At 73.4% G+C, this 18531-nt stretch carries 19 protein-coding genes and 1 tRNA gene; 14 read left to right on the forward strand and 6 right to left on the reverse strand.

The genetic code is table 11. From position 1 onward, the window contains the following. Positions 1 to 14 precede the first annotated feature (14 nt). The 3 genes from MUE36_10650 to MUE36_10660 all read left to right on the forward strand — a co-directional run bounded on the left by MUE36_10650 (position 15) and on the right by MUE36_10660 (position 2106). Entirely contained in the window at positions 15 to 773 is a 759-nt protein-coding gene (locus MUE36_10650) for a site-specific integrase (GenBank protein ID MCU0311387.1), read from the forward strand. 233 nt (positions 774 to 1006) lie between these two features. After that, positions 1007 to 1480, forward strand: a complete 474-nt coding sequence (locus MUE36_10655) for a sigma-70 family RNA polymerase sigma factor (protein ID MCU0311388.1) — start codon at positions 1007 to 1009, stop codon at positions 1478 to 1480. Then, entirely contained in the window at positions 1477 to 2106 is a 630-nt protein-coding gene (locus MUE36_10660) for a methylated-DNA--[protein]-cysteine S-methyltransferase (protein MCU0311389.1), read from the forward strand. Before MUE36_10655 ends, MUE36_10660 begins: the two co-directional genes overlap by 4 nt. A 22-nt stretch (positions 2107 to 2128) precedes the next feature. Here the strand turns inward: MUE36_10660 and MUE36_10665 are convergent, their stop codons facing one another. Next, on the reverse strand, positions 2129 to 3547 hold the full coding sequence (locus MUE36_10665) for an amidohydrolase family protein (GenBank protein MCU0311390.1): 1419 nt from the start codon (positions 3545 to 3547) through the stop codon (positions 2129 to 2131). Positions 3548 to 3652: 105 nt separating this feature from the next. Here MUE36_10665 and MUE36_10670 point away from each other — a divergent pair, with 105 nt between their 5' ends. Next, positions 3653 to 4306: a DUF305 domain-containing protein gene (locus MUE36_10670; protein ID MCU0311391.1), complete on the forward strand. Its 654-nt coding sequence runs from the start codon at positions 3653 to 3655 to the stop codon at positions 4304 to 4306. 6 nt (positions 4307 to 4312) lie between these two features. On the opposite strand, the gene MUE36_10675 is transcribed toward MUE36_10670, so the two are convergent. Next, a complete protein-coding gene (locus MUE36_10675) occupies positions 4313 to 7045 on the reverse strand; it encodes a bifunctional [glutamine synthetase] adenylyltransferase/[glutamine synthetase]-adenylyl-L-tyrosine phosphorylase (protein ID MCU0311392.1) in 2733 nt (910 codons plus the stop codon). A gap of 67 nt (positions 7046 to 7112) precedes the next feature. Between MUE36_10675 and MUE36_10680 the strand changes: the two genes are divergently transcribed. The 4 genes from MUE36_10680 (at position 7113) to MUE36_10695 (ending at position 11161) form a co-directional block, all read left to right on the forward strand. Then, on the forward strand, positions 7113 to 8849 hold the full coding sequence (locus tag MUE36_10680) for an NAD+ synthase (protein MCU0311393.1): 1737 nt from the start codon (positions 7113 to 7115) through the stop codon (positions 8847 to 8849). A 27-nt stretch (positions 8850 to 8876) separates the two neighbouring features. Beyond that, a complete protein-coding gene (locus tag MUE36_10685) occupies positions 8877 to 9503 on the forward strand; it encodes a hypothetical protein (GenBank protein MCU0311394.1) in 627 nt (208 codons plus the stop codon). Between the two features lie 175 nt (positions 9504 to 9678). Beyond that, positions 9679 to 10614 carry a sigma-70 family RNA polymerase sigma factor gene (locus tag MUE36_10690; GenBank protein MCU0311395.1) on the forward strand — a complete coding sequence of 312 codons (936 nt, stop codon included), beginning with the start codon at positions 9679 to 9681 and terminating at the stop codon, positions 10612 to 10614. A 25-nt stretch (positions 10615 to 10639) separates the two neighbouring features. Further along, the gene (locus MUE36_10695; GenBank protein MCU0311396.1) at positions 10640 to 11161 is read left to right on the forward strand and encodes a hypothetical protein; all 522 of its coding nucleotides are present in this window, start codon (positions 10640 to 10642) and stop codon (positions 11159 to 11161) included. A 19-nt stretch (positions 11162 to 11180) separates the two neighbouring features. On the opposite strand, the gene MUE36_10700 is transcribed toward MUE36_10695, so the two are convergent. From MUE36_10700 to MUE36_10715, 4 genes are all read right to left on the reverse strand, one after another. After that, a complete protein-coding gene (locus tag MUE36_10700) occupies positions 11181 to 11783 on the reverse strand; it encodes an MBL fold metallo-hydrolase (GenBank protein MCU0311397.1) in 603 nt (200 codons plus the stop codon). Continuing rightward, complete coding sequence (locus MUE36_10705) at positions 11780 to 12877, reverse strand: S-(hydroxymethyl)mycothiol dehydrogenase (GenBank protein MCU0311398.1); 1098 nt, start codon at positions 12875 to 12877, stop codon at positions 11780 to 11782. The genes MUE36_10700 and MUE36_10705 overlap by 4 nt, the downstream gene beginning before the upstream one ends. A gap of 183 nt (positions 12878 to 13060) precedes the next feature. Further along, positions 13061 to 13156: transfer RNA gene (locus MUE36_10710), tRNA-Sec, on the reverse strand. Positions 13157 to 13267: 111 nt separating this feature from the next. Further along, positions 13268 to 14158 (reverse strand): HAD-IB family hydrolase, encoded by an 891-nt coding sequence (locus tag MUE36_10715; GenBank protein MCU0311399.1) that lies wholly within the window; start codon positions 14156 to 14158, stop codon positions 13268 to 13270. A 165-nt stretch (positions 14159 to 14323) separates the two neighbouring features. Here MUE36_10715 and MUE36_10720 point away from each other — a divergent pair, with 165 nt between their 5' ends. From MUE36_10720 to MUE36_10745, 6 genes are all read left to right on the forward strand, one after another. Beyond that, complete coding sequence (locus MUE36_10720) at positions 14324 to 14998, forward strand: hypothetical protein (GenBank protein MCU0311400.1); 675 nt, start codon at positions 14324 to 14326, stop codon at positions 14996 to 14998. After that, on the forward strand, positions 14995 to 16218 hold the full coding sequence (locus tag MUE36_10725; protein MCU0311401.1) for a CpaF family protein: 1224 nt from the start codon (positions 14995 to 14997) through the stop codon (positions 16216 to 16218). The genes MUE36_10720 and MUE36_10725 overlap by 4 nt, the downstream gene beginning before the upstream one ends. Beyond that, positions 16215 to 16979, forward strand: a complete 765-nt coding sequence (locus MUE36_10730) for a type II secretion system F family protein (protein ID MCU0311402.1) — start codon at positions 16215 to 16217, stop codon at positions 16977 to 16979. The genes MUE36_10725 and MUE36_10730 overlap by 4 nt, the downstream gene beginning before the upstream one ends. Continuing rightward, positions 16976 to 17806 (forward strand): type II secretion system F family protein, encoded by an 831-nt coding sequence (locus tag MUE36_10735; GenBank protein MCU0311403.1) that lies wholly within the window; start codon positions 16976 to 16978, stop codon positions 17804 to 17806. Before MUE36_10730 ends, MUE36_10735 begins: the two co-directional genes overlap by 4 nt. A gap of 84 nt (positions 17807 to 17890) precedes the next feature. After that, entirely contained in the window at positions 17891 to 18115 is a 225-nt protein-coding gene (locus MUE36_10740; protein MCU0311404.1) for a DUF4244 domain-containing protein, read from the forward strand. A 71-nt stretch (positions 18116 to 18186) separates the two neighbouring features. Continuing rightward, positions 18187 to 18528, forward strand: coding sequence for a pilus assembly protein (locus tag MUE36_10745; protein ID MCU0311405.1), 342 nt, complete (start codon positions 18187 to 18189; stop codon positions 18526 to 18528). Positions 18529 to 18531: the final 3 nt, after the last annotated feature.

The raw sequence follows: 18531 nt of genomic DNA on the forward strand, positions 1-18531 counted from the left end.
CGACGCACGTGCGGGTGCTTCTGGCCAACTTCTCGACCATCCTGTCCGCAGCGGTGGACGACGGCCTGCTGGCCCGCAACCCATGCGACTCTCGGTCCGTTCGAGCGCCGAAGGTCGAGCAGCGGCGCATCGTGCCATGGACTGCCGAGCAGGTCGCGGCCGTGGTCGAGACGCACCCCGACCGCTACCGGTCCGTCCCACTCGTTGCCGCGGGCTGTGGGCTACGCCAGGGCGAGGTGTTCGGCCTTCGGGTCGAGGACGTCGACTTCCTCCGTCGCAGGGTGCTTGTGCGTCAGCAGGTGAAGCTCGTGAAGTCGCGGCCGGTGATCGCACCGCCGAAGGGCGGCAAAACCCGTGAGGTTCCTCTCCCCGATGCTGTGGCTGAGGCCATCTCCGAGCAGGTGCGGCGGTTCCCCGCCGGGGCCTCGGGGCTCGTGTTCGTGACCCGTGAGCGCAAGCCACTGGTGCGCACGTACTTCAATCATCACATCTGGAAGCCGGCACTCCGAGCTGCCGGCGTTGAGCCGACCCGCGAGAACGGGATGCAAGCGCTGCGGCACTTCTACGCATCGGTGCTCCTCGATGCTGGTGAGTCGATCCGCGCGCTTGCGGACTACCTCGGCCACTCCGATCCGGGCTTCACGCTCCGCGTCTACACACACCTCATGCCGTCGTCGGAGGACCGCGCCCGCGTGGCCGTCGACAAGGTGCTGCGGTCGGGATCAGCGGATTCCGCGGACTCCTCGCGGACTCGTTCTCAAATTGGGCAGTGAAACCGCAGGTCAGATGGGTTCTGAATCAGATCTACGACATCTAGATCGGGTCGGTCGTCTCCGTAGGTCGGTTGCCGTCCCCGGCGGCCGACCTGCGGAGCACCCGCCGAACGGTGGGCGCGTCCCGCCGAACGGTCGCGAGGCCGCCCGCGTCCGGGCGAGGACGAGACGGGGCCCGGTTCGGGGCCGTCACCTCACAGCACCGTGCCCACGGGCGTTGGCAGAGTGTGGGCGTGCAACCGTTCGAGCAGGTCGTGACCGATCACGGCGCCGTCGTGCTCCGGGTGTGCCGCGCCGTGCTCGGTGCCGACCGGGCCGCCGCCGAGGACGCGTGGGCCGAGACCTTCGTCGCCGCGCTGCGGGCCTACCCCGAGCTGCGCCCAGGGAGCGACGTGCGGGCGTGGTTGGTCACCATCGCCCACCGCAAGGCGATCGACCAGGTGCGCCGACGGGCGCGTGGCGCGGTGCCGATGGCCACCCTCCCCGAAGTGTCCGTCGACGGTGTGCCGGCCGCTGACGACGGGTTGCTCGACGCGCTGGCCGCCCTCCCCCCGAAGCAACGGGCCGCCATCGCCTACCGGTACCTGGCCGACCTGTCCTACGCCGACGTCGCCGAACTGCTCGGTGGTACCCAGGCGGCTGCGCGCCGCTGCGCCGCCGATGGCATCGCCGCGCTCCGCGCCGCCTACCCGGGAGGACCACCGTGAACCCGGTTCCCCACGATCCCGACGTCGCCGATCACCTCGCCGCGGCGCTCGGCGGGGACGACCTGGATGTCCTGCGCCGCCGGCTCTCCGACGAGGCGGACCGGGCGGGCGTGCTCGACCTCGCGTACCGGGTCGTCGAGAGCCCGGTCGGCGACCTGCTCGTCGTCACGTCCCCGTCCGGCCTCGTGCGCGTGGCGTTCGACCTCGAGGACCACGACCTCGTGCTCACCCACCTGGCCGAGGCCGTCAGCCCCAGGATCCTCCGGTCGGCCACCCGCACCGACGAGGTGGCCCGGGAGCTCGACGAGTACTTCGAGGGAGCGCGTCGCCGCTTCGACGTCGCCGTCGACCTGCGCCTGGCGAGCGGCTTCCGGGCCGAGGTGCTCACGCACCTCCTCGACGTCCCGTACGGCACGGTCGTCTCCTACGGCGAGCTGGCCCGCACCACGTCGAGCCCCCGGGCGGCGCGGGCCGTCGGGACGGCCTGTGCCACGAATCCCGTGCCCATCGTGGTCCCGTGCCACCGCGTCGTGCGCTCCGGCGGGGCGCTCGGCAACTACCTCGGCGGCTACCTCGGGGGACCCGAGGTGAAGGTCGCGCTGCTCGAGCTCGAGGGGGCGCTCTGACCCATCTTCCGGTGGCTGAGCGTCAGCCGGCGGCCATCGCCTTCGCCTCGGCCTCCACGGCGGTGCCGGCGAAGAAGTCGGGGTTCGTGGCGGTGAACAGCCGGACGACGTTCCCGAACATGAAGTCGGCGAACTGCTCGCGGTCGACGAGGCCGCCCTCGACGAGCTCCCACGCCTCGGGCAGGACGCCCCGGAAGTCCGGCACGTCCCAGTGCCCGATGTCGGAGGCGAACATGGCCCGCAACCGGCTGCCGCCGGGGTTCACCCGTTCGTCGAAGGCCAGCGCGTTCATCGGGTCGTCGGCCTCGCAGCCGAAGAAGCACCGCTCGGTGAACGTCGCCACGATGTCGGCGACGGACGTCACCCCGCTGGTCGCCCACTCGTCGAGGGTGGCGTCGTCCTCGTCCGGGTCGGAGAGGAACGTCAGGGTCTCGCCCAGCCGGTCGACGCGCTCGGTGAACGACGCGTCGCCGTAGCGCCGCACCAGGGCGGCCAGCTCCTCGCGGTCGAGCGCCGCAGGGTCGTAGTGGGCCAGCGCGTCACGGTTGCGCTTCTCGAAGTGCCCGACGGTGTCGGCGAGCAGGTTGCAGGCCCAGGCCACCCCACCTTCGAGGAAGGCCCATCTCAGCTCCGGGAAGCGGTGCATCGCGCCCCCGAAGAACAACGATCGACAGACGGCCTCGCCGCCGGCGGCGAAGTTGCCGATGTGGTTGGCGACGTAGTTGGTCGGCGACGTGCGGCTGCCGAAGCCGATCCCGGTCGAGTGGAAGGTGGGCGAGACGGCCAGCTCCGAGCAGCGCCGCCACAGCGGGTCGTAGTCGTGGGCGCTGTCGAGCCCGAGGCCGTCGGCCCACCGGGCGGAGCGATCCGAGGGCTCCCGGCCCGGTGTGGGCCGCAGCACCAGCCCCCCGAAGAGGAAACCCCGCAGGCCGAGTGCCCCGGTCGCGTACTCGAGCTCGGCGACCGCCTCGTCGGGGTCGTAGGTCGGGATGACGCCCACCGGTCGCAACCGGTCGCCGTAGGGCCCGTAGGCCTGGGCGTAGAAGCGGTTGCACGCTCGCGCCACGGCCCGACGCAGCTCGTCGTCGTCGATCGCCATCACCGTCAGACCGACGGTCGGGTAGAGGACGGCGACGTCGATCCCCAAGGTGTCGAGGCGCTCGTAGAGCAGACCGGGCAGCATGGCCGTCGCCCGGTCGAGGGTGTTCCGGGACGGCAGTGCCCACCAGCCGGTCCGGGCGACCGCGTGGGCCCGTCGGGTGTCGACGTCGAGCGACCGTCGGACGGCGGCCGAACCGACCAGGGCGTCGAAGCGGTCGGCGACCGAACCTCCGCCTTCGTCGGCCACCAGGTCCCGCAGGAGCGGCAGGTACTCGATGGTGTGGCCGTCGGCGTCGACCACCGGGTGGTCGAGTTCGGCCCTGATCCGTTCGGCGTCCATGTGCCTCCCGTCGCCTGGTCGCCTCCGACGCTACCGCCCGCCACCTTCGCGGTTCCCGGGCGGGTGCGCCCGGGCGGGGGCGGAGCGACCGGTAACGTCCCGGGCATGGAAGGCCCCGGACTCGCCGAATCGCTCACGCCGCGGAGCACGGGCCAGTGGATCCTCGCCGTCGTCGCCCTCGTGTTCCTGGCCGGAGCGGTCGGCTATGCGATCCGGGCCTTCGCCGAACCCAGTCCCAACGAGCTCTCCACCGTCGACGAGGGCTTCCTGATCGACATGGTCGACCACCACGACCAGGCGGTGGAGATGTCGATCATCGCCACCGACCGTGCGTCGGACCCGCAGGTCCGCCGTCTGGCCCAGGAGGTGATCATCTCGCAGCGCTGGGAGCTCGGGGTCATGGAGTCGGTGCTGGGCCGGGGAGGCCTGACCAGGCGCACGGATCCCGAGCAGCTGGCGATGGGATGGATGGGGATGGCGCCGATGCCGGCCGCGGAGATGCCCGGCCTGGCCACCGAGGAGCAGCTCGAGGAGCTGCGCGGCGCTTCCCCCGAGCAGGTGAACGACCTGTTCCTCGAGTTGATGATCGCCCACCACGAGGCCGGGGTGGAGATGGCCGAGTTCGCGGCGGCCGACGGCTCCAACGCCTACGTGCGCCAGTTCGCCTCCGACGTCGGGTTCAACCAGCGCGACGAGATCGACGAGTACCGACGGGTACAGGCCCGGCTGGCGGCCGCCGCCCAGGCTCCCGCCGCCTGACGCCGGTCAGGACCGTTGGTCGGGGAGCTCGTAGAAGACCCGTTCCACGACCTTGCGGGCCCGGCGGGTGACCCGTCGGTACCGGTCCCGTAGCCGCCCGGGAGTGGTGTCGAGGGAGCGGGCCAGCCACAGCAGCTCCTCTGATCCCGACGGGAGGGAGTCGCCGGGACCGGAGTTGACGAGGAACCAGCGGTTGCGGACCTGCTCGCAGAACTCGTAGGCCTCCGCGAGGGTCGAGGCATCGTCCTCGGAGAGGACGGCGGCCGCCTCGAGGGCTCGCAGCGCGGCCAGGGTCCCGGGGGCGGCCACGCCGTGGCGGAGCTGGAGGAGCTGCGCGGTGAACTCGATGTCGGAGAGCGAGCCCCGCCCGAGCTTCAGGTGGAACTCGGGGTCCTCCCCCGGGGGGATCCGTTCCGCCTCGATCCTCGCCTTCATGCGGCGGATCTCCCGGGTCTCCTCCGGCGAGAGGCCGTCGCGCCAGACGTACGGGGCGATGCGGGTCAGCAGCTCGTCGCCGAGCGGGACGTCGCCGGCCACGACCCGCGCCCTGCTCATGGCCTGGCGCTCCCAGGTGAGCGCGCTCTCCCGCCAGTACGCGTCGAACGCCGCCAGGCTCCGTGAGAGGGGCCCGCTGCGACCCTCCGGCCGGAGGTCGGCGTCGATGGCGTAGATCCGCGCCGCGGGCGTGGACCCGCCGATGAAGCGCACGAGACCCGAGGCGAGGCGACGCGCCTCGTCGGCGCCCGCCGCACCCTCGCCGTCGTGCACGAAGATCACATCGAGGTCGCTGGCGTAGGCCAGCTCCGCCCCGCCGAAGCGACCGAGGCCCAGGACGGCGAACCCGATCGTCGGCTCGAGCGCGGTGAGCGCGCTCTCGAGCGTCGCCTCCGCGAGCAGGGTCAGATCGGCGCCGACGCGGCGGACGTCGGCGTAGCCGAGCAGGTCGCGGGCGGCCACGCCGAACATGTGCCGCTGGTTCCAGCGTTGGAGGGTCTCCTGGCGGTCGTCGCGCTGCTCCCGCCACTGCACGGCCTTGTCGGCGGACGTCAGGAGCGCCTCACGGGGTCGCGTGAGGAGACGGTCGGGCTGGTCGAGGCGCGAGACGAGGTCCGGGTTGCGTTGGAGGATGTCGCCGAGCAGCCGACTCGTGCCCGCGAGCGTGCAGAGGTTGCGAGCGGTGGCCGGGGAGTCGCGGAACGACTCGGCGAGGGTTCGGCTGCGGCGGTCGTTGTCGAGGAGGTTGCGGACCAACAACAGGCCGAGGTCGGGGTCGGGCGCCTGTGACAGCCAGTCGAGGAGGAGCGGCAGCAGCTGCTGCATGAGGCGGCTCGACCGGTTGAGCCCCCGGGTGAGCTCGCGGACCGCGGCCTGCGTGCGCTTGGCATCGATGAACCCGAACGCCGTGAGCCGCGCCACGGCCGCCTCGGGCGACAACGCGGCGTCGCCGGGCGCCGCCTCGGCGAAGACCTCGAGGAGCGGGCGGAAGTAGACCCGCTCGTGGATGGCCCTGACGCCGAGTTTCGTGCGCCGCAGCGAGCGGGCGAGCTGCTCACCGGCGCCGGCGTCGGGTCGGTCGCGCAGACCCATCACCCGGGCCAGGCGGTCGAGTGCCACCGGATCATCGGGAACCGAGTGCACCTGTTGTTCGTCGACCAACTGCACACGGTGCTCGACGGTGCGCAGCAGGCGGTAGGCCTCGGCCATCTCGTCGGCGTCGTCGGCATCGACGTAGCCCGCGCCCTTGAGCTCGGCGAGCATCGGGAGGGTGGAGGCGCCCCGCAGCTCGGGATCGAGGTGGCCGTGCACGAGCTGGAGGAGCTGCACCGTGAACTCGATGTCGCGGATGCCGCCGGGGCCCCGCTTGAGCTCACGGCCGGCGATGCCCTTGCGCACCACCTCGGACTCGGTGCGCTGCTTCATGGCCCGGACGGACCGGAGCGTGTCGGCGTCGACGGGGCGCGACCACAGCCAGCGCTGCGCGGCGTCGAGCCATCGTCGCCCCAGGCCGTCGTCGCCGGCGACGGGACGGGCCTTCAGGAGGGCCTGGAACTCCCAGGGCTCGGCCCAGCGGTCCCAGTAGGCCTCGTAGGAGTCGATGCTGCGCACCAGCGGGCCGTCGCGGCCCTCGGGGCGGAGGTTGGCGTCGACCCGGAAGCAGCGCCCCGCGATCTCCATGACCGCCCGGGCCCGCCGCTCGAGGCGGTCGCGCGGGCCCTCGCCGGCGAACACCACGTCGATGTCGCTCGAATAGTTGAGCTCGGCACCTCCCAGCTTGCCCATGCCCACGACGGCGAGGCGGACGCCCTCCGGGCCTTCCTTGTCGTTCGCCTCGGCGAGGGCGCAGGCCGACGCCAGGCACTGGGCGCCGAGCTCGGCCAGGCGCAGGCCGACCGTCTCCAGTGGATCCGTGCCGACGAGGTCGCGGGCCGCGATGCGGAGGAACTCGGTGTTGCGCCATCGCACCAGGGAGGCCACGTCGCGATCGTCGACCGGGTGGCGGTCGTCGAGCTTGGCCAGGGTGGCCAGCGCCGTGTGGGGATCGGCCTCGATCACCCGGGTGAGCGACCGACTGGCCGCCAGCACGGCCACGAGAGCCTCGGCGGCGTGGTCGTCGAGGGCGTCGAGGGAATCGGCGATCGAGGTGTCGTCTCGGAGGTTGGTGAGGGCGATGTCCACCGGCGCCGGGGCGGCGCTCCGTTCCACGAGGTCCTCGAGCTGGGAGGGCAGCGGCCGACTCACGTCGCAGGAGGCTAGTGGTGCGCCCGGTCGGGTGTTCAGGGACCGGATCCGCCCGTAGTGTCGATCCATGGCCTCCGTTCGCGTCGGGCTCGCCCAGATCAACCCGGTCGTCGGCGACCTCGGGGGGAACCTCGAGCGGATCCTCGCGGCCATGGCGGAGGCCGAGCGATCGGGGTGCGAGGTTCTCGCCCTCGCGGAGCTCGCCGTGACCGGCTACCCACCGGAGGACCTCCTGCTCCGCAGGAGCTTCGTGGCCCACAACCTCGAGATCCTCGACGCGGTGGTGGCTGCGTCGGGGTCCTGCGTCACCGTGGTCGGGTTCGTCGACGTCGACCGGGGGGGTCGTACCGGCCCGGTGCCCGAGGGGACCGAGGAGCTGCCGGCGAGGTACAACGCCGCCGCCGTCTGCACCGAGGGCCGGCTCGCCGGCGTCTACCGGAAGCGTCGCCTCCCCAACTACTCGGTCTTCGACGAGCAGCGGTACTTCGTGCCGGGTTCGGACCCCCTCGTCCTCCACGACATCGGTGGTCGCACGGTGGGTGTGTCGATCTGCGAGGACGCGTGGGTTGCCGACGGGCCGGTGGCCGAGCTCGGACGCGGCGGCGCCGACCTGGTGGTCAACATCAACGCCTCGCCGTTCCACCTCGGCAAGCGGGTGGCGCGCGAGCAGACCCTCGCAGCCCGAGCGGTGGAGGCGGGGGTCCCCATCGTCTACGTCAACCAGGTGGGCGGGCAGGACGAGCTCGTCTTCGACGGTGACTCGATGGTGGTGGGCCCCGATGGGTCGGTGGTCGCCCGGGCCCCGCAGTTCCGCGAGGCCCTGCTCGTCGTCGACGTCGATCTCGGGACCGCGGCCCGAGATCGACGACTCCCGGTCGTCGACGCCCGACCCGCCCGTCGCGCCCCTTCCGATCCCGTCCACGCACCCCGGCCTGGGGTGGTGGCCCCGCCGCTCTCCCCCGACGCCGAGCTCTGGGAGGCCCTGGTGCTCGGCACCCGCGACTTCGTGGTCAAGAACGGCTTCTCCGACGTGGTCATCGGGCTGTCCGGCGGGATCGACTCCGCCCTGGTCGCCACGATCGCCGTCGACGCGCTCGGGGCGGATCGGGTGCACGGCGTCCTCATGCCGAGCCGGTACTCGAGCGAGCACTCCGTCGCCGATGCAGTCGCGCTCGCGGAGCACCTCGGCATCGAGCACCGGGTGGTGCCCATCGAGCCGGCGCACGTGGCGTTGATGGGCATGCTCGAGCCCTCGTTCGTCGATCATCCCCTCGGTCTCACCGAGGAGAACCTCCAGAGCAGGGTGCGGGCCGTCGTCCTCATGGGCTTCTCCAACGCTTTCGGCTGGTTGTTGTTGAACACCGGCAACAAGAGCGAGGCCGCGGTCGGCTACTCCACCCTCTACGGCGACTCCGCCGGTGGCTTCGCGGTCATCAAGGACGTCGGCAAGCTCGCGGTGTATCGGCTCTGCCGGTACCGGAATGCCGCCGCCGGTCGGGACCTGATCCCGGCGAGCACCATCGAGAAGCCCCCGTCGGCCGAGCTCCGGCCCGACCAGCGCGACGACCAGAGCCTCCCTGCCTACGAGGTGCTCGACCCGATCCTCGCGGCCTACGTCGAACAGGACCGGAGCCCCGACGAGATCATCGCCGCGGGTGGCGACCCGGCCCTCGTCGATCAGGTCGTCCGCCTCGTCGACCGGGCGGAGTTCAAGCGGCGCCAGTCGCCGCCCGGGCCCCGGGTCACCACCAAGGGCTTCGGCAAGGACCGCCGGCTCCCCATCACCAACCGTTACGAAGGCTGAGCAGCCGACGCCGCTAGCGTCGGCGTCATGGAGCCCCCGCCGTCCCCCGTCCCCGGCCCGTCCTGGGCGGCTGCGGCGCCCGAGGGGGCGACGAGTGCGACGGCGACCGTCGAACGACTCGGGCGTTACTGCTGGGCGGAGCAGGAGCTCTTCGCGTTGCTCGGCGGGTGGGCGCCCGAGATCCCCGAGCACGACGTCGCGGCGCTGGTGGCCGAGCAGGCCGAGCACGCCGCCTGGCGGGCCGAGCGCTGGTTCGAGCTCCTGCCCGGTGCACCGGGCACCGGGCTCGTCGTCGCCCCCGAGGGGCTGGACGATCTGGGTGACCGGGCCCGGCAGGCGGCCGACGGGCCGACGCGCACCGTCGAGAAGCTGGCGGTGGCGTACCGCCTGCTCGCCCCCCGCCTGGTGGCCGCGTACGTCGCCCACCTGGGCTGGGCGACTCCCCACCGGGAGGCGGCCGCGCGCCGGCTGCTCGGCATCGCCGTCGCCGATCTCACCGGTGACCTCGTCGAGGGTGAGCGGTTGCTCCAGGCGCTGGCCACCGGGCCCGACGCGGTGTCGCGAGTGGCCGCGGCGGTGGGCCCGCTCGAGCGCGCCGTGGTCGTCGCGGGCGGGATCGTCGGTGACGGGAGCCTCGGGGTCCGGCCGAGCTGACCGCTGAGGGTGGTCCGGCGGCGATGCAGCGCAGTCGGCGGTCGCGAACCCCCAGGGTGGGGGGTCTTGACCGGGCCGGTATTGTGGGGGCGCCCACGCAGTTGTCGGACCCTGTGGCCGTGCCCACGGTGGTCGTCGGCACCGCTTCGACTTTTGCGAATCACCGAGGTGTGCAGTGCCCAAGGAGCGAGTCGAACGCGACGAGGAGGACCTCGTCCGTCTCTACCTCACCGACATCGGCCAGTACCCGCTGCTCACCAAGGACGACGAGGTCCGCCTGGCCCAGGCCATCGAGGCCGGAGCGGCCGGACGCGTCGAGTTCGAGGGCGGGGGCGACCTCACCGCCGCCCGCAAACGCGAGCTGCGCCGCACGATCCGCCAGGGCGAGGAGGCCGAGCGCACGTTCGTGCAGTCCAACCTCCGCCTGGTCGTCTCGATCGCCAAGAAGTACCAGGCGTCGGGCCTGCCACTGCTCGACCTCATCCAGGAAGGCAACCTCGGCCTGATGCACGCCGTCGAGAAGTTCGACTGGCGCAAGGGCTTCAAGTTCTCCACCTACGCCACCTGGTGGATCCGCCAGGCGATCACCCGCGGCATCGCCAACACCGGGCGCACCATCCGCCTCCCGGTCCACGCCGGTGACACGCTGGCCCGCCTGCAGAAGGCCCGGGCCCGCCTCGAGCTCAAGCTCGGGCGTCCGGCCACGCTCGCCGAGCTCTCCGCCGAGGTGGAGATGCCCGAGGACAAGGTCACCGAGGCGCTGCGCTTCGCCGCCGAGCCGCTGTCGCTGTCCGAGCCGCTGCGCGAGGACGGCGACGCCGAGCTCGGTGACGTCGTCGAGGACCGGTCGGCCGAGTCCCCCTTCGAGGTGGCGGCCACGGCACTGCTGCCCGAGGAGATCTCCCGGTTGCTGTCGCCGCTCGACGAGCGCGAGCGCGAGATCCTGAAGCTGCGCTTCGGCCTCGACCGCGGCGAGCCTCGCACGCTCGAGGAGGTCGGGGAGCACTTCAACCTCACCCGCGAGCGGATCCGGCAGATCGAGGCGCGGGCGATGTCGAAGCTGCGGCACCCGTCGTCCGACACGGGCGCCCGCGACCTCCTCGCCGTCTGAGGGACGCCCGAACCACGCTGCGACGATGACCGATCCGTCGGCCGAGGTCGTGCACGACGACGTCGGGCCCCGCCGCATCGGGGGCTGCCTGGCCTCGATCCTCGTCGTGGGGGCCCTGGCGGTCTTCACGGTGCTCGTCGTCGTGAGCCTGACCCTCGCCGGCGTCATCGGCGGGGAGGGGTCGGCTTCCGAGCAGGCCGAACGGCTCGCCGAGATCGAGGCCGAGTACGGCATCGCCACCTCCAGCCAGGACCTCGATCATCCGCCCCAGCGCGACCTGCGCCTCGGCCGGTGCGAGCGCGACGCCGCCGGTCGGATCGTCTCGATGGGCAGCGTCACGAACTACACCAGTGAGCCGGTGAACTACGTGATCTCGGCGACGTTCCTCGCCGGCTCCGGGACCGATGTCGGGGAGGAGCTCGCCGCCACCACCGTGCGGGTCGACGACGTCGCCGCGGAGCGCACCGTCGACTGGACGGCGGAGTCCGGGGTCGTGGCCCCCGGTGACTTCACCTGCCGGGTCGTGCGCATCGAGCGCACACCCTGACCTGGTCCCAGGGACTCGGTCAGTCCGAGAAGCCGGCCTGCTCGGCCCCGATGGTGGTCGAGTCGCCGTGCCCGGTGTGCACCACCGTCGACGGCGGCAGCGTGAACAGTCGGCTGCGGATGGACGCCACGATCGTGTCCCGGTCGCTGTAGGAGCGGCCGGTGGCCCCGGGGCCGCCCTGGAAGAGGGTGTCGCCGCTGAACACCACGCCGCCCTCCCGATCGAGGAAGCAACAGCCCCCGGGGGAGTGGCCGGGGGTGTGGAGGACCTCGAGCTCGACGTCGCCGGCGCGGACCCGGTCCCCGTCGTGCAGCAGCGCGTCGGGCGGTCGATCCGGGTTGACGACCTCCCAGAGCATCAGGTCGTCGGCGTGGATCGAGATCGGCGCCCCGAGCTCGTCGGCCAGCTCCGCGGCGACGTTGATGTGGTCGTTGTGACCGTGCGTGGCGAGGATGCCGACGACGCGTCGACCGCCCACCGCGGCGACGACCGGGGCCGCTTCGTGGGCGGCGTCGATCACGATGACCTCGGCGTCGTCGCCGACCACCCAGATGTTGTTGTCGACGTCGAAGCTCTGACCGTCGAGGGTGAAGGTGCCGGAGGTGACGACGCGGTCGATCATGACGGGTCCGCCACGACGACGACCGAGCGCAGGACCTCGCCCGCCTCCATCCGGTGGAACGCCGCCTCGACGGCGTCGAGCGGGATCGTCTCGCTGACGAAGCGGTCGAGGTCGAGGCGGCCCTGGAGGTAGAGGTCGATGAGCATCGGGAAGTCGCGCGACGGCAGGCAGTCGCCGTACCAGCTCGGCTTCAGGCGCCCGCCCCGCCCGAAGAAGTCGATCATCGGCAGCTCGAGGCGCATCTCCGGGTCGGGGACACCGACCTGGACGACGGTGCCGGCGAGGTCGCGGGCGTAGAAGGCCTGCTCGAAGACCTTCGGGTTGCCGACCGCCTCGATGCACACGTCGGCGCCGTTGCCCCCGGTGAGCGCCTGGATGGCCTCGACGGGGTCGGTGGTCGACGCGTCGACGGTGTGGGTGGCGCCGAACTCCGTGGCCAGCTCGAGCTTCCGGGCGTCGAGGTCGACGGCGATCACGGTGGTGGCCCCGGCGAGGCGGGCCCCGGCGACGGCGGCGTCGCCGACCCCGCCGCAGCCGAAGACGGCCACCGAGTCGCCGGGTCCGATCTCGCCGGTGAACATCGCGGCGCCCAGCCCTGCCATCACCCCGCACCCCAGCAGTCCCGCCGCTTCCGGTCGGGCGGCCGGATCGACGGGTGTGCATTGGCCGGCAGCCACCAGCGTCTTCTCGGCGAAGGCGCCGATGCCGAGCGCCGGGCTCAGCTCGGTGCCGTCGGCGAGGGTCATCTTCCGGGTGGCGTTGTGCGTGGCGAAGCAGTACTGCGGGCGTCCTCGTCGACACGAGCGGCAGGTGCCGCAGACGGCCCGCCAGTTGAGGATCACGAAATCGCCGGGCGAGACCCCGGTGACGTCGGGGCCGACCGCCTCGACGATGCCGGCCGCCTCGTGGCCGAGGAGGTAGGGGAACTCCTCGCCGATGGCACCGAGCTTGTAGTGCAGATCGGTGTGGCACACCCCGCAGGCCTGCACTCGCACGAGCGCCTCGCCGGGGCCCGGGTCGGGGACCACGATCGTCTCGATCGTGACCGGTGCGCCCTTCTCGCGGGCGACGACGCCCCGGACTTCGTGCGGCATGGCGGACCTCGGTGTGGTGAGCGCGACCGGACGGGTCGGCGGCGGGTGGGGCGCGGCCGATCGGTGGGGCCGCCCGGCAACTCTAGGGAAGTCTCCTCCCTGCCCGAGACCTCGTCGAGGGCCCGCAGAGGCCGACGGTGACCTCGGGACGCGGACCCCTCGGCCGGACGCCGCCGGGGGCGGTGGCGGAGGTGGACGGGAATCGAACCCGCCGTGCAGGGATCGCCTGCACCACCCGCTTTGAAGGCGGGGGCTGCCACCAGGCCAGCAGACACCTCCACGGGTGACGCTACCCGTGCCCGCTCGCCCCGTGCCGGGGTGCGTCGTATGCTCACCGCATGAAGAAGCTCCTCGTGGTCCTGGTCGTGCTCGCTCTCGCCGCCTTCGCGGTCAAGAAGCTGCAGGACGCCTGACCCCTCCCGGGCCCGCCGAGACGGCGGTCCGCACCCATCCCGGTACGACGCCCAGCGTGGTGCGCGCCGCAGGCGCGTGAGCCGCCCGTCGACGGCCGAGCAGCCACCGGCCCGTCGCGGCGCCGAGGATCGTTCCCACGAGGACCGACGCCCCCAGGGCGATGCGTCCCGGCGCAGGACGGGGGATGCGCTCGCCCAACGGCACGCCGTTGCGGAACTGGCGGACCTCCCAGCCCTCGGCCCGCGCCACACGCGCCAGCGCCCGGTCGGGGTTCACCGCGACCGGGTGTCCGACGGTGCGCAGCAGCGGCAGGTCCGTGGCGGAGTCCGAGTACGCCCAGCACTCGGCGAGGTCGAGCCCGTCGCGGCGGGCGATCTCTTCGACGGCGTCGGCCTTGTACGGGCCGTATGCGTAGTACTCGACCTCGCCCGTGTACCGGCCGCCGGCGTCGATGCGGGCCCGGCTCCCGATCGTCTCGTCCACGCCGAGGTAGTCGCCCAGTGGGACGACGATCTCTTCGGGTGAGGCCGAGATCAGCACGACGCGGTGGCCCGCGGACTGGTGGCGCCGCATCAGCGTGAGGGCCTCGTCGTAGACGATGGGCTCCACCACGTCGATGAGCGTGTCGGCGACGAGGCCCCGCACGAGCGCCTGGTCCCATCCCTTCGTCACCCGCAGCGCCGACTCGCGGAACCGCCGCATCCGCTCCTCGTCGGCGCCGAGGTAGTGGAACACGATGCCGCTCCACAGGGCCCGGAGCATGAGGCGTCGGTTGATCATCCCGGCCCGGCGCAGCGGTCCCCCGAAGGCGACCATCGACGGCGTCGCGATCACCGTCTTGTCGAGGTCGAAGAACGCGGCGGGCATCGGGCCTCAGGGTACGGCTGGCGTCTCCGCCCCGCGGGGAGGCTCGGCGGGATCGTGCCCGGTCGACCCCTTGACCGGGGGCGGGGCCTCTCCTACGGTGCCGGCACCTTCCCCGGTCGTCGTCGAGAGGCGCCGCCGTGCGCCCCGCCCGCCGGGAGGGTTCCCATGCTCGTGTCCTGCTGGTCCGCCAAAGGCGGATCCGGTACCACCACCGTCGTCGCCGCGCTCGGGCGGATCCTCGCCGCCCGCAACGACGACGGTGCCCTGCTCGTCGATCTCGGGGGCGACCTCCCGGCTGCCCTCGGGGCACCGGAGCCGCCGGGGCCGGGGCTGGCGGAGTGGCTGGCCGCCGGCGCCGCGGTACCCGCCGACGCCCTCGGTCGCCTCGAGGAGCGCGTGTCGTCCGACGTGCGGATCCTGCCACGGGGTCGGGGGCCCCTCGGCCGCCCTGATCGCGCCGAGGTCCTCGCCGAGGTCCTGGCCGGCGACGTGCGTCCGGTCGTGGTGGACGTGGGCACCGTGCGGGCCGACGGCACCGGCGGGGAGCCGGCGGAGGTGGCCCGGTTGCTGGCCGGGGTCGCCACCGTGTCGCTGCTCGTCACCCGGGCGTGCTTCCTCTCCGTGCGCCGAGCACTCGCCCTGCCGTTGCGCCCCTCGGGGGTGGTGGTGCTCGTGGAGGAGGGGCGGTCCCTCGGGGTCCGGGAGATCGAGGACCTCCTGGGCGTCCCTGTCGTCGCCGAGGTGGAGGTCGAGGCGGCGGTGGCCCGCGCCGTGGACGCCGGCATGCTCGGGGTCCGTGTCCCCCGCAAGCTGGAGCGGGCGCTGCGCCACGCGGCATGACCGACACCGGCGACCGGGTCGCCCCCGGGGTGGGGGTCGACGGGCCCGACGGACTGCGCGGCCGGCTCCACCGCGTCTTGCTCGAGGCCCCGGAGCGTGCGGACGGCCCGACCGACCCGCGCACCGCTCTCCGAGCCCTCGCCCGGCGACACGACCCGCTCCTCGGCGGTGCGCAGGTCGACGCCGTGGTGGACGAGGTCCGGGCCCGGGTCGACGGCCTCGGGCCTCTCGAGCCGCTCCTCGCCGACCCGGCGGTCGACGAGGTGATGGTCAACGGGGGCGGCCAGGTGTGGGTCGAGCGCCACGGCCGCCTGCACCTCAGCGCGGTGGTCCTCGACGAAGCTCTGACGGGTTCGCTCATCGAGCGGATCGTCGCCCCCCTCGGCCTGCACGTCGATCGGGCGACGCCGATGGTCGACGCCCGCCTTCCCGACGGCTCGCGGGTCAACGCCGTCGTGCGACCACTCGCCGTCGACGGGCCGTGCCTCACCATCCGACGCTTCGGAGCCCGACGGATCGACCTGGCCGACGTCGCCGAGCCGGGGGTCGTGTCGGTGCTGCGCTGGGCGGTGCGCAGCCGCCTGAACGTGGTCGTGTCGGGCGGGGCGGGAGCCGGCAAGACCACCCTCCTCAACGCCATGGCCGCCGAGATCCCCGACGGCGAGCGGGTCGTGACCATCGAGGACGCCGCCGAGCTGCGCCTGCCCGGCCGCCACGTCATCCGGTTGGAGGCCCGTCCGCCGAGTGCCGAGGGGCTCGGTGAGGTCCGAATCCGCGACCTGCTCCGCAACGCGTTGCGCATGCGACCCGACCGCATCGTGGTGGGGGAGGTCCGCGCCGGGGAGGCGCTGGACATGCTCCAGGCGATGAACACGGGTCACGAGGGGTCGCTCTCCACCTGTCATGCCAACGCCCCCGGGGACGCCCTCCGGCGGCTCGAGACGCTCGTGCTGATGGGTGACGTCGCGCTGCCCAGCGCCGCCGTCCGCGAGCAGCTGCGCTCGGCGATCGACCTCGTCGTGCAGGTCGCCCGGCGGCCCGACGGGTCCCGCCGGGTCGTGGCGGTGGCCGAGGTGGCCGGTGCCGGGGACCTCGACGACGCGCTCTCGGTCGTCTCCCTCACCGACCCCGACGGTGTGCTGCGTCGCGTGCCCGACCGTCGACCGCGGTCTGCCGCCGCGTCGCCGCCCGATCCGGCCTGGGTGGGGTCGGACCGGTGAGCGCGGGGATCGTGGTCGCGGTGGCCGTCGCCGCGCTGTTCGCGACGGCGTCGTCCACCCCGGCGGCCGCCACGGCCTGGCGGGCTCGACGGCGAGCCGCCACCCTGCCGGCGTCGTCGGGCGTGCGGGGACCCGCCGTCGTCCACCGGCCTCCGGGGGTCGGCGTGGTGGAGCGCCTCGGTCAGGTGGTGCGGCGCCACGACCCCCGCGTCGCCCGCCGCGCCGACCAGGCCGTCCCCGCGCTCCTCGAGGCGGTGTCGCGCGAGCTGCGTGCCGGCTCCTCGCTGCGAGCCGCCGTCGGTTCGGCCGCCGCCGACCTCGACCGCCGAAGGCCGGGCGTAGATCCGGGGGCCACGGCGGTGGTCGTCGCGTTGGAGCGCGGCGCGCCGTTCGCGACGGCCGTGGCTGCCTGGGTCGACGCGCTCCCGACCGCGTCGCGTCAGTTGGCCGGGACGGCCCTCACCGTCGCCGCGGACACCGGAGGCGTGAGCGGCCCGGTCGTCGACGGGGTGGCCGACACCCTGCGGGACCGGATCGCCGTCGAACGCGAGGTCGCGGCGCTCTCGACGCAGGCCCGGGCGTCGGCGGCGGTGCTCGTGGTGGCGCCGGTGGTCGTGGCGTTCGGCGCGGCGTCGGCGGACGAGCGCATCGCCGGCTTCCTGGTCGGGTCTCCGCTCGGCTGGGCCTGCATCGTCGGGGGTCTCGTCCTCGACCTCGTCGGCGGGGCGTGGATGTACTTCGCCGTGAGGCGGGCGACGTGAGCGTGTCGGCGTGGGCGGTGGCGGTGGCGACCGCCGGCGCCGTCCTCGCTCTCGTGGTGGGCGGCGACGCCCGGCTTCGGCGCCCACCGTCGCGACGACTGGTCGAACCCGCCGCCCCGGGCGCGGGGCGCTGCTCCGAGCGGACCCTCAGCGCGCCCGTGGTGTCGGCCACCGCCGCCGTGCGGCGTCTGGGTCGGGCCGCCCGTCGTCTCGCACGACGCCGAGGCGACCCCGCCGCCGATCTGCGGGTGGGTGCCGCCCTCGTCGGCGGAGCGAGCACCGCGGTGGTGCTCGGACCCTGGTTCGGGTGCGTGGTGGCCGTGGGCGTGGCCACGGTCCTCCTGGTGGTCGAGCGCCGTGCCCCGGCCCGTCGCGACGAGGACGTGCGCGACGTGCTGCCCGATGTGGTCGACCTGTTCCGCCTCGCCGCCGGCGCCGGCTTGTCGGTGCACCAGAGCGTCGCCGTGGTCACCCCCGCCGTCCCCGATCCGGTGGGCGAGGCGCTCCGCGAGGTGGGTCGGCAGGTCGGGCTCGGCGTCCGACTCGGCGACGCTCTGTCCGCGTTGGACGTCCTCGGTGACGCGGCACGACCCCTCGCGTCGGCTCTGACCGGTGCGGCACGCTACGGCGCGCCCCTCGCAGTGGCCCTCGATCGGGTGGCGGTCGACGCTCGCCTCCTGCGCCGCCGTCGGGCCGAGGAGCGGGCCCGCCGGCTCCCGGTGCAGTTGCTCTTCCCGCTGGTGATGTGCGTGCTCCCGGCATTCGTCCTCCTCGCGGTCGTCCCGCTCCTCGCCGGCTCCTTCCCGTCGGTCGTCCCGGCGCCCTGAGGGTGCCCCGTTTCCGCTCGTCACCTCCGGTGACCTCTCGGCGCTCGGCGTCCCGTGCTGTTCCGACAATGGAAGGCGTTTCCCATGACCACACTGGTCGTCCGGGCCCACGTGGCCCTGTTCCTCGCCCTGGCCGATCGCCCCACCGCCCGAGAGGGCGACCGGGGTCAGGCCACGGCCGAGTACGCCCTCGTGCTCCTCGGCGCGGCGGGCATCGCACTGCTCCTCGTGGCGTGGGCCACCAAGTCCGGTGCGGTGGGCAAGCTCTTCGACACCGTCGTCAACGACATCATCGGCAAGGTGCGGTGAGGGCCGCGAGGCGGGAGGGCCGTCGTCGGCGGCTCCGGGGTGCGGCCGGGCAGTCGACCGTCGAGCTGGCGATGGCCCTCCCCCTCGTCGTCCTGGTGCTCGTGCTGGTCCTCCAGGTCGGCCTCGTGGCTCGCGACCAGCTCCTCGTCGTCCATGCCGCGCGGGAGGCCGTACGCGGGGCGGCGGTGGCCGAGTCGGCGGGCGACCGCGCCGGCGCGGCCGTGCGGGCGGCGCACGCCGCGGGCGGCCTCCCCGGGACGGCCGTCACCACCGAGCTCCTCGACGGAGGGCGGAGGGTGCGGGCCACGGTGCGCCACACCGTGCGCACCGACCTCCCGCTCGTCGGGGCGTTGCTCCCCGATGTCGACCTCGAGGCCTCGGCGGTGATGCGCGTCGAGCATCCGGAGCGCTGACCC

The organism is Acidimicrobiales bacterium (assembly GCA_025455885.1).
GTDB lineage: Bacteria > Actinomycetota > Acidimicrobiia > Acidimicrobiales > Acidimicrobilacustridaceae > Rhabdothermincola_A.

What these genes read in the sequence shown, in the direction of transcription:
- MUE36_10700 (MCU0311397.1), bottom strand. Translation starts at nt 11,783, where the DNA reads ATGATCGACCGCGTCGTCACCTCCGGCACCTTCACCCTCGACGGTCAG.
- MUE36_10715 (MCU0311399.1), bottom strand. Translation starts at nt 14,158, where the DNA reads ATGCCCGCCGCGTTCTTCGACCTCGACAAGACGGTGATCGCGACGCCG.
- MUE36_10740 (MCU0311404.1), top strand. Translation starts at nt 17,891, where the DNA reads ATGACCACACTGGTCGTCCGGGCCCACGTGGCCCTGTTCCTCGCCCTG.
- MUE36_10695 (MCU0311396.1), top strand. Translation starts at nt 10,640, where the DNA reads ATGACCGATCCGTCGGCCGAGGTCGTGCACGACGACGTCGGGCCCCGC.
- MUE36_10670 (MCU0311391.1), top strand. Translation starts at nt 3,653, where the DNA reads ATGGAAGGCCCCGGACTCGCCGAATCGCTCACGCCGCGGAGCACGGGC.
- MUE36_10665 (MCU0311390.1), bottom strand. Translation starts at nt 3,547, where the DNA reads ATGGACGCCGAACGGATCAGGGCCGAACTCGACCACCCGGTGGTCGAC.
- MUE36_10720 (MCU0311400.1), top strand. Translation starts at nt 14,324, where the DNA reads ATGCTCGTGTCCTGCTGGTCCGCCAAAGGCGGATCCGGTACCACCACC.
- MUE36_10725 (MCU0311401.1), top strand. Translation starts at nt 14,995, where the DNA reads ATGACCGACACCGGCGACCGGGTCGCCCCCGGGGTGGGGGTCGACGGG.
- MUE36_10745 (MCU0311405.1), top strand. Translation starts at nt 18,187, where the DNA reads ATGGCCCTCCCCCTCGTCGTCCTGGTGCTCGTGCTGGTCCTCCAGGTC.
- MUE36_10685 (MCU0311394.1), top strand. Translation starts at nt 8,877, where the DNA reads ATGGAGCCCCCGCCGTCCCCCGTCCCCGGCCCGTCCTGGGCGGCTGCG.
- MUE36_10680 (MCU0311393.1), top strand. Translation starts at nt 7,113, where the DNA reads ATGGCCTCCGTTCGCGTCGGGCTCGCCCAGATCAACCCGGTCGTCGGC.
- MUE36_10705 (MCU0311398.1), bottom strand. Translation starts at nt 12,877, where the DNA reads ATGCCGCACGAAGTCCGGGGCGTCGTCGCCCGCGAGAAGGGCGCACCG.